This window comes from Paenibacillus sp. J22P59 (assembly GCF_059383895.1).
In genome coordinates, this window is record NZ_JBXENX010000013.1 from 144,223 (window position 1) to 155,450 (window position 11,228).

The window sequence follows — 11,228 nt, forward strand, 5'->3', positions numbered from 1 at the left end:
GTTCCTTCAGCAGCACAGCAACCCGTTCCATCAAATGATGATGGAACGGAGCACTTCCTTTAAGCTGTGTAACGCTCGCCCTTAGTGCTTAAAGCCGGGCCTCTGCAATAGGCAGATCTGCTGTATTACCAGAGAACACGATTTGATCAGACGAATTGTAGCAAGCAATCTCCACATCTTCTATACAAACCCGATTTAATATCTATTAATCAATGTGTTTGTTGTTTTCACGAATGTATCAAATAACTCTTTGACCTTCATCTTTTCAAGCTTCTCTGGGTTGAAACGACAGGTTAAGCTTATTTCCCCCCCGGTATCTTCCACCTGAATCATCCATTCAAATATCCGTTTCAGTCGCTTTTCTTCTCCCACCTCCATATGTCTGTGTAAAAGAGGAAGAATCGTTTGATGCTCTTTAATGATTTGTGATATTCCTTCCGGTACTAGCCCCCATTGATGGCTGTTACCCTCAATTCCATCACGCACGGTTTGGAACAATTCATTGAAATTTCGAAGAATAGTGACATCAAACTTTATATTTGCGATGGTACCGTCCCTTCCAAACGGTGCATAAAGAGTTGCAGTCTCAACTCCAAACCATTTGTTCAGCATAAAGGCTTCCACCGAAAGCAGTATTCCTTCAATGCTCAATCCTTCTTTCTCTGCCATCGCCTTCAGCTTCCCATAAACCTCTCCAACAATTTCATAATGGAAAATCGCGTTCTCTCCACCGACTCCGTTAACGTAATATTCTGAAGGTAGAACTATTCCTTGAAGGTGGACCAGTTGGGGCTTCGCTTCCTCCTCTGCATCGGCTAGGAACTGTGCTAGCTTAAAGATGGTAGGATTCGCGAATATATCGGCCACCCGTACCTTATCTGGATACATCTCGTCCAATTTCGACAACATGCTTAGTACAAGAATCGAATTGCCTCCAATATCAAAGAAGTTGTCTTGGTAATCAATATGTTCTTTTCGTAATATTTCCTTCCAGACTTCCGCTACACGTTCCTCACTTTCCGTTCCAGTTGGCATTTCACCTAATCGTTGGCTCCGCAGATCGACCATATCCAATAACCGCGCTTGATCCGCTTTGCCATTAGATGTCATAGGCATCTCTTCCATTCTGAACAAATACGTAGGAACCATGTATGCGGGCAGTTCATGGGCCAATGCTTTTTTCAGTTCTATGGGATCTACTTGTTCCTCGTCAATATAGTAAGCACACAGATAAGGAAGTTCTCCATCTTCCTTTACTAACACAATCGCTTCCTGAACACCTGGATAGCTTATTAGCTGCTCTTGGATCTCTGAGAGTTCTACTCGGAAGCCCCTAATTTTGACCTGTCGGTCAATTCGGCCCATATATTCGATATTCCCATCCGGTAACCATTTAGCTAGGTCACCCGTTTTATATAAGATTTCATCTGAACGGAATGGACTATTAATAAAGCGTTCTGCCGTCAGTTGCTCGTTGTTCAAATAGCCGAGAGCTAAACCGTCTCCCGCTGCATACAATTCACCTGGAATGCCGACTGGCTGCAACTGCATGCTGCTGTTTAGAATATACAAGGTATGATTTCTAATCGGTTTGCCGATTGGAGGCATTATCGGGAGATGACCATATGGATCAAGCACATAGGTTGTAATAACATGAGTTTCAGATGGCCCGTAATGATTGTGTAACAAGACGCCCGTTTCCCGAAGGTATGCCTGCAATAGCTCTGAAAGAACGAGTGCTTCACCGGCTGTCACAATATGTTTAATCTCTCTCGGGAATTTGCTGCTGTATGCGACAGAACTGAAAATATATTTTAAAAAAGCAGTGGGCAGAAAGATAACCTCAATTCGGTGTGTCTCTATAAAGGAGAACAATGCCTTGATATCCTTCTTCTCTACATCATCTATGATGCATAACTGTCCACCATTAAGTAGTGCGGAGAAAACCTCCTGAAAGTAGACATCAAATCCTATAGTGGCGAACTGGATAATTTTATCCGAGAAATCGATCGGAGAATGACCAAAGGAGTCGCACACTAGATTCAGAATCGTTCGGTGGGTCTGAACAACCCCTTTAGGTTTTCCAGTCGTTCCTGAGGTGTAAATAATATAGGAAGGATCTCCCGCGCGGTTAACATCCTCTAGGCACACTTCCTCATCAAAAAACATCTCCTGATCTAAATTTAAAATATCGATTTGTGGATTGACCTCTTGAATTTGATGACGGAATGATTCCTGCGTAATAACAAGTCGAACCCCACTATCCTTCAAGATATAATCCACTCGCCCCTGCGGGTAATCACTGCTGATCGGAAGACAGACACCGCCAGCCTTTAGTACCGCCAACACGGCCAATACGCTATTGATCGAACGTTCCATCATAATACCTGCAGCTTGACCGGCAAAAACTCCTTTCTCTTTCAGCTTCACTGCTATTTGATTAGCCCTATTGTTTAGTTCTTCATAGGTCAAGCTGCCATTCTTGTCATGTACTGCTACTGCATGTGGCGTCTTGATGACTTGTTCCAAGAAACTCGCGGTTAAAGTACTGTCATTCGCAAGCGGTTGCTCATTGCCTTGAAACAAACGAAGCTCTTCTTCCTCTTCATCCATCAACAAATTTATATTTCCAATTTTTATATTAGTATCCAAAGTTACGACCCTTAAAATATTGATAAAGTGACGGATCATTCTTTGAATAGTTTCCTGCTTGAAGAGCGAAGTCTTGTATTCGAACAAGCCAGACAGTTCATTCCCGTACTCATCTGCAAAGATGAAGAGAGAGAGGTCAAACTTAGATGTATTTTGCTCGGCCAATAAACCTGTCAATAGCGCATCTCCAAGCCGTAATTCAGTCGAATCCATATTCTGCAGTGTAAACATCACATCGAATAATGGATTTCGGCTTGCCTCATGCTGCAAAGACAGACCCGCCAATACTTTCTCCAGATCATAGCCTTCATGCTCGAACGCAGCGAGCGTACAATGCTTGATTTCTTCCAAAAAAGATACGAATGACAAGTTCGAGAGTGCTGTGTTCCGAAGAGGAAGGGTATTCAAGAACATGCCCACTGTATCGTACAGACTGTCCTGTGTTCTTCCTGATGCCGGGCTTCCAATGATAATCTCTTCCTGCCCAGTATATTTGGTAAGCAAGATGTGATAGGCAGCAAACAAGAACTGGAACGGAGTCGTCCTTGTTCTCCGCATCGCATCGCGTACAGATTGCGCTAATTCCTTATCCAGAGTAAACCTCTCTATTTTGCCTTCATAATTTGGTGCAGCAAGTCTCTTCTCATCCGTAGGTAGATCTAGAATCGGAAGTTCACCAGATAGCATATCCATCCAGAATAACTCGTGGGATTCCATCTGACCCGATTCGTACTGCGCATGTTGCCACTCGGCATAATCTTTATACTGAATGCGAACTTCTGGCAGCGTGGCGCCTTTGTACAATTCGGCTAACTCTCTTAATATAATGGAAGTCGATATCCCATCCCCGATTATATGATGAGTATCGATAAGCAGCATTCCTGCATCATCCCACTGCTGGTAAGCAACCCTCATCAACAAAGGACAACCCAGATCAAAGGGGAGGACGTGCTTCTGCAGCTCATGCTCTGCCTTTTTCATGTTATCTGCTACATTCCCGGCCATTCGGATGTAATCGAGTTCAAACTCCACATATTCATGAACCTTCTGAACGATAGTTCCCTCGATGACATGGAGAGAAGTACGGAATGATTCATGCCTTTGAATCAATGTCCTAAAAGCTTCCTCGAGCTTCATTGGATCTAAATGATTATCAACACTAAATACATCCGGCATGTTATAATGCGTACTGTCAGGCTGCATCTGTTGGATCGTATACATTCGTCTCTGGACGGACGACGTTTCATAATAGGGCTTGTTTCCTGCCGCCTTGATCTCTTCCTCCCGCCTTTTCTCCAGCACCTGATTCTGCAATTCGCGTATGTAAGGTGCCAGCAACTCGATGGTCGGTTTTTCAAATAGGTCAGCCACTTTTAATTTTATGCCCAACTCCTTGTTGATGCTCGAAACCAATGCCACAGCTTTCAAGGAATGCCCACCGATATGGAAAAAGTCATCACTTACTCCAATTTTTTCATTCCCCATCACCTTGCTCCATAACGAGACCAGATTAAGCTCCAGCTTGTCCGTGGGAGCTTTATAAGACAAAAACCGCTCTACATCCACGTCCATTTCGCCCAGACTTTTTCTATCTACCTTACCATTTAACGTCAGAGGCATACGCTCTAACTTAACAATGACGGCAGGCAACATATAATCCGGCAATTCTAAAAGAAGAAGATCCCTGATTTCTTGTACAGAACGGCTACTGCCAGATATAAATGCCACCAAATCCTGACCTTTATCCGAATGGGTCTTCACAATGACAACTGCTTCCTTGCACGCCCCATGCTTCAACAGCTGACTCTCGATTTCACCCAATTCTACCCGATAGCCCCTAATTTTCACTTGTTCATCGATACGTCCCATGAGCTCAACATAGCCATCTGGAAGCCATCGTGCCATGTCTCCGGTCTTGTAAATTCTCCCCTCAAGAGGATGCTCTAAGAACCTTTCTGCATTTAACCCATCATTGTTAAGGTAGCCTCTCGTTACCCCCTTGCCTCCAATGTATAATTCGCCATATACCCCGATAGGTACTAATTGCAATCGGTCATTAAGTATATGGAAGTTCGTATTTAGCATAGGCCTACCGATTGGCACATTGACCGTATCAACTCGCTGTTCGTCCTTTAATTCATAAAAACTGGAATCAATCGTTGTCTCCGTTATTCCATAACTGTTAATTATGCGCATGCTGCGTCCGAACCGCTCGTATAGTAAGTTGAAATCCTCCGCGGGACAAAGATCTGATCCAAGAATTAGCAATTGAAGAGAGTCGAGTGGCAAGTTATTCTCGTAAACATAATCCATGAATGCAATAATCAATCCCGGAGTAGATTCGAAAATAGTGATACCTTCTCCAGTTATCAGGTTATATAGCAACTCAGGCTCCAACCGAAGTTCCTTAGGACACAGGATCATCTCTCCGCCACTAAGCAACGCACGGCATAGATCTCCAGTAGCAACATCAAAAGAAAAACTCGCCATCTGTAGTAGCTTAACTTTCATTTCTTTCAATCGATAGTCTCGAATCCAACTTTCGGCAATATTGACCACACTATGGTTTTCTACCATTACTGCTTTCGGCTTGCCTGTTGTTCCCGATGTATAAATAATATATAGCAGATCACTTCCAACACTTCCGATATTCGGATTTCCCACTGATCGAACATACAAGTTTTCGTCGCTCATATCTATGATTTCGCCGCTGAAATCAATATCCGAGAATAAACACCCTTGAGTCAACAAAAGTGTTGTAGCGCTATCCGCAAGCATGTAATTTATTCGTTCCGTAGGATAATCTCTATCAATAGGTAGATAAGCACCTCCAGCCTTGATAATGGCCAGGATTCCTATAACCGTAATTGCCGATCTCCCTGCCATAACTGCTACAATGCTTTCTCTGCGAACGCCTTTTTCCTTAAGAATCTCAGCAAGACTATTCGCCATCTTATTTATCTCAGCGTAGGTATAACTGCAGCATCCATCGCTTACGGCTAGAACATCTGGTGTTAGAGCAACCTGACGTTCAAATCGTTTCTGCAATGTTGCTTCTTCCAACAATATGGTCCGTGCCCCGTTCCATTGATTCAGAAGCTTACGTTCTGACATGGATACCGGATCAATCTCACCAATTAAAATTGAAGGACGAGCCAAAACCTGCTCGACAATTGTTATAAAACTAGCAGCAAAGCGTTCAATTGTTTCTTTCCTGAAGAGGTGGACATTATAGTTAAACTGAAGTAAGGCATCTTTTTCCTCCTTCTCATCCTGAAACACGTCAAGCGAGAGATCGAATTTGATGAGATCCATTGGCAAATCGTATCTGAATAGTTTCAGATCTCCCATCATTAATTGATCAGCTTCAAGCGTTTCCACCGAGAAGAGTACGTCAAACATCAGATTGCGATTTTTCTCTCTCTTTACATTAAGCTTGTCAATTAGCAGGTCCAGTTCAAACTCTCCGTGGACAAAGGCCTGCACGACATTAGTTTTCACATCCTGTAAATGCTCCTGAAACGTCAAATCAGGGGTAAGCTGGCTGCGTATTGGCAGAGTATTAACGAACATTCCCACTATTTGATCTAGTGCCTCGGAGGCCCGTCCTCCCATTGGACTTCCAATAATCAGATCATTCTGACCGCTGTATTTTGATAACATAATATTAAATACAGCTAAGTAAAACATATATTTAGTGCTCCCGGTCTGCTTCAAAATTCGCTTTATACCCTTTGTCATATCCCTGCCCATAGTGACTACAACAATATCCCCTTTTGGCAGCTGTCCGGCAGACCGTTTGCCGTCAGTAGGAAGCGATAATACAGGGAGTTCACCTTCTAAGGCATTGAGCCAGTAGGATTCATGCTCCTTCATTGCTCCAGATGCACGCTCAGTGCTTTGTGCAAAAGCATAATCTTTATACTGGATAGTAGGAGCAGGAGCAAGCGTTAGTCCTTCGTACCCTTCTACAAGTTCCTTCATAAGAATCCCCATAGATATACCATCCGAGACAATATGGTGAATATCTAACAGGAAAAAAGAGGAGTTATCGAGCTCTATTATTGCACAACGAATTAAAGGAGCTTGTCCCAGATCAAAAGGCTTAATCCAATGGTCTATCCTTTGGTCTACTTCCTTATATACACAGTCAAAACTTCCTTGGATACTAAACTGCTCCAGATCAATATGACAATGGCTATGTACTTTCTGTAGAACTTCTTCCTCTATCACATGAAAACTAGTTCGCAGTGATTCATGTCGTTTAATCAACTCTAGGATCGCTTTATGAAGTCGTGCATGGTCTACAGGACCGTCTATTCTAAAAACACCCGGCATATTATAATTTCGACTATCCAAATCAATTTGCTGCAGGGCGTACATTCTCTTCTGTACACCGGTTACGGGATAATAGTCTCTCTCAGGTGCCGAATCAATAGCCTTGTAGCCACCTGTAGAATTCGAGTCCTTTGATAGTTCTTTCATTTGTAAAAATTCAGCCAATTGTTCAATGGTAGGGTACTCAAAGATTTGTGAAAGAGGCACCTCTACTTGAAAGGTTTGATACAATCTGGATAAAAGTGTGACAGCCTTTAAGGAATGTCCACCTGCTTCAAAGAATGAATCTCGGATACCAATCCACGGCCTGTCCAATATTTCTCTCCAAATTTTCGCCAGTTTCAACTCCATGTCGTTACGCGGCTCAATATACTCTGACTCCATAACAAAGCTATCCGGTTTAGGAAGTGCTTTTTTATCGATCTTGCCATTCGGCGTCAGTGGAAATTTGTCCAAGTAAACAATGAAAGCCGGAATCATATACTCTGGAAGCTCTATTCTAAGATGCTCCTTAACTTCATCCTGCTTGATTTCAATTTCGCCTACGACATAAGCACACAAGCAGCTATCTCCGTTAGCCTCTTTATGTTCTACAACGACTGCTTCTTTAATCTCTGACAGGCGGACCAACTGATTCTCAATCTCTCCAAGTTCAATACGGTAGCCACGAATTTTGACCTGCTGATCAATTCGTCCTAAGAATTCAAGATTGCCATCCGGAAGCCAGCGAACTAAATCCCCGGTTTTGTATAACCGTTCGCCAAGAACATAAGGATTATCAATAAATTTCTGCCGCGTCAGCTCCTCCCTATTGAGATAGCCTCTGGCTACACCGTCCCCTCCAACACATAACTCACCTGCTACGCCAATTGGCAATAGCATGTTCTGGCGATCCATAATATAAGCCGTAGAACCACTGACCGGTGTTCCAATCGGCACTAGTTGATGTTCGTCCCACGATCCTTTGATCATATACTTGGTCGATATAACTGTATTCTCCGTTGGACCATATCCGTTTACAATCGTAAGACCGTTGTACTTCTGCACTAGACGGCTCACCTGCCGACTTGATATGACATCCCCTCCTGCTACCACATAACGGATACCCGCGAATGCTTCAATCCGCTCTTGACTGAACTGATTAAATAAGGTGGTCGGAAGAACGGTCAATGTGATACCCTGCTCGATAATATACTTTTCAAATGCATAATAATTCAAGGTTATCGCATCGTCTTCGATATGAAGAGGAATTCCATTTAACAGGGCAAGCCAGGTGGGCAACACTGCCGCATCGAACGATAATGAGCCTGCTTGCAGAAAGCGGTCATCCTCACGAATTTCAATATAGTCCGTATTCCGGGTGTTTTTTATGACAGACCGCTGAGATATACATACTCCTTTGGGATTTCCAGTTGTCCCTGAGGTATATATCACATAGGCTAGATCCTCTGGTTGGCTGATATTTTGTGGATTAGCCCTGCTTTCCTTCTGGACTTCTTCTCCTTGGGGGTCCACCAGCTCTACAGTTAACCCCTCCAGATTCAAAGATTGTACTAACGCTTTATTGGCTATCAGTACCGAGCTCGCACTGTCCTCTAATAAATATCGGATACGCGATTCTGGATAATCCTTGTCGATAGGCAGATAAGCTCCCCCTGCTTTTAGCACAGCCAGTTTCGCCATAATCGTCTCGACGCTTTTATCACACAGAATAGCTACTGCTTGATCCCGGGTAACCCCATTTCTTCTAAGCAGCCATGCAAGCTGATTCGCTCGACTATTCAACTCATCGTAGCTCCACGTAATCCCGCCAGATACGACGGCTGCTTTGTTTAATGAACGTATCGCTATCTCCTCAAATACTTCCTGAATGGACAATTCTCGAGGATATTCTCTAGCTGTATCATTGAATTGCCGCACAATCTGGTTAGCTTCCTTCTCAGTAACAAGCTCCAGGGTTCCCACTTGAGCTTGAAGATTGTCCAACATTCGCTCCAACAGCCCCAAATAGGAGTCGAACCACCGAAGCAGCAGCTCCTTCTGGAACATCCCGACTGGATACGTTACATCTAAGACGATTTGCTGGGCTTCCTTTCGAATGCGAACATGAATACCCTGTGGAACAGAAGCTGCAATCTCATCTAATACGGATAGACCATGCAGCGTCTCCATACCTATACTGACTTGACAGATACTAAATACATCTTCATTGGGATCAACATTTCTAACCACTTCATTGACTGGGTAGAATCCATACTTGTAAGCTTCAAGCATACCTTCCCTGCAGACACTTAATGCTTCCTTCACCCTCTTGGTATCCAACAGCTCACTAAGAAGAGGCAGCACCAGGTTTCCCCCTGGCGCATCCTTGTCATTTTTTCGATAAACTGGAATCAAAATCAGAGTATTGCGACCTGTATATCGGTAACATTGAATCTGTAAGGCAGAAAGTAGAATCGTATAGACTAACAGATCCTGCTGACCGCTGACTGCTGTGATTTTCTCGCAAAGTTTCGAGCTTGCAATCAACTGTAGCGTGGCCTGTCCTGTATCCAATGCGCCATGTGAATCTGGCATGATCACCTTCTCGAATTGCTCCTTCGATATTCTGGAACTCCAATACTCCTTAGCCGTTTTGATTTTCTCTAGCGAATGTATTTCCATAATAGAGCTTTCCATATTCCGTCCTCCTTTTATATCATCTAGAATTCAAAATCTACCGTAGTAAGCTCCCTCAAGCCTTGCTCATATTCTTCCATAAGAGCAGCAGCTGCCTCTTTTTCCTGTGCACTAACAATATCCAGGTGCTTCGTTACTAACTCAGGGTGATCCGCCAATTCCCGAAACAGTATAGCCAGTTGCCCTGTTATTTTCTCTATTAAAACCGCCGGATACACCTGACTCTTATAAATCAACCTAAAGGTCAGTTCTTCTTTTAGAACAAAAAGTATGCTTAAATCATAATCCGTCATTTCACGGCCTGTGACTTCCTCCACACAAAATGTTTTCTGGCTATCATCACTGAGAGTTTTATCCAATTCCTCTACCGGGTAATTCTCAAACACCATAACCGTACGAATTAACTGTTGCCCCTGAGGAACGAGCAACTGTATATCTGCAAGCGGCACATATTCGTAAGGCCCTCCTTGCTGGCTTTGCTCCTGAACCATTTTCAGCAAATCTAGGCCTGTCTGCTCCTCATTAACTTGAACTCGTACTGGAATCGTATTAAGGAAATTTCCGACCATGTGGTCAATTCCTTCGACTTCAGGCGGTCTGCCAGATACGACAGCCCCGAATACAACGTCTGAAATGCCATTATGCTTCTGAAGCAGCAGTCCCCAAACCGCCTGACATAGCGTATTGAAGGTAACTTCACTACTTGCACAAAGTTCTCTCAATCTATTAGTTAACTGCCTGTCGAGCTTGCCATATGTCTCTTCTTCATGAGCTGCCGACTGTAAAAGAGCTATGTCAGAAGGAACCCTGATCTCAGCTATCTCTTGGTAACCTTCAAGCAACAATCGCCAGTATTGAATTCCCAAATTAGAGTCCTGACGAAATAACCATTGCAAATAACTCTCATATGGAACAGTTTGCTGCAGTTGTAACTTCTCTCCCTCAGCCAATCGACGATATGTTTCGAACATTTCCTCTAGCAGCAGTGCATGCGACCAGCCATCTAGAATAATGTGGTGACATGTCGTGACTAATCTGAAATCATGTTCCCCCAGTTGAAACAGGCTGACTTCAAACAGTGGGCCCTTGGCAAGATTAAATCCAAGCTCGATCTTAGCGTTTCGCTCTTGCTTATAACGTTCTTCCCCATCCTGATCTGTGGACCAATCATGCCATTCCATAGCCTGTTCCTTATAATCCAAAATAACTTGGGCTGGATGAATACCGTGATAATGGATGACACTTCTTAACACTTCATGCCGCTGAAGTAGTCGAGTATACACTTCATGCCACAACTCAGGTTGTACAATACCCCTTAATTTAAATTCTGTCTGTAGCACATACGCTGTCGTAGAAGAATTTTTTAGATAAGTAAACAGCATGCCTTCCTGCATTGGGGTCAGCCTATGGATTCCGGCAACCACGGCTTCAAGCCCGATTTTCTCGGATACTTCCGTCTTAAGATCCTCCAGGTCTTCTAACGTGTATCCATTAATTCCATAATCGGTCGGCGTACGTTCTATTTCCGTCCGGCTGGTGCAGTGGCGAATTGTCTCTTG

2 protein-coding genes are annotated in these 11,228 nt (G+C 43.6%); both read right to left on the minus strand.

The genetic code is table 11. The annotated features are described in order from the left end of the window. Positions 1-195: 195 nt before the first annotated feature. Positions 196-9,669 carry a non-ribosomal peptide synthetase gene (locus AC50YO_RS21000; RefSeq protein ID WP_494850131.1) on the minus strand — a complete coding sequence of 3,158 codons (9,474 nt, stop codon included), beginning with the start codon at positions 9,667-9,669 and terminating at the stop codon, positions 196-198. Positions 9,670-9,692: 23 nt separating this feature from the next. Next, positions 9,693-11,228 (minus strand): condensation domain-containing protein (locus AC50YO_RS21005; RefSeq protein WP_494850132.1); only part of this gene is annotated, 1,536 nt, incomplete at its 5' end.

Excerpts from the sequence above, each read along its gene's own strand:
- AC50YO_RS21000 (WP_494850131.1), bottom strand. The coding sequence starts at position 9,669 with ATGGAAAGCTCTATTATGGAAATACATTCGCTAGAGAAAATCAAAACG.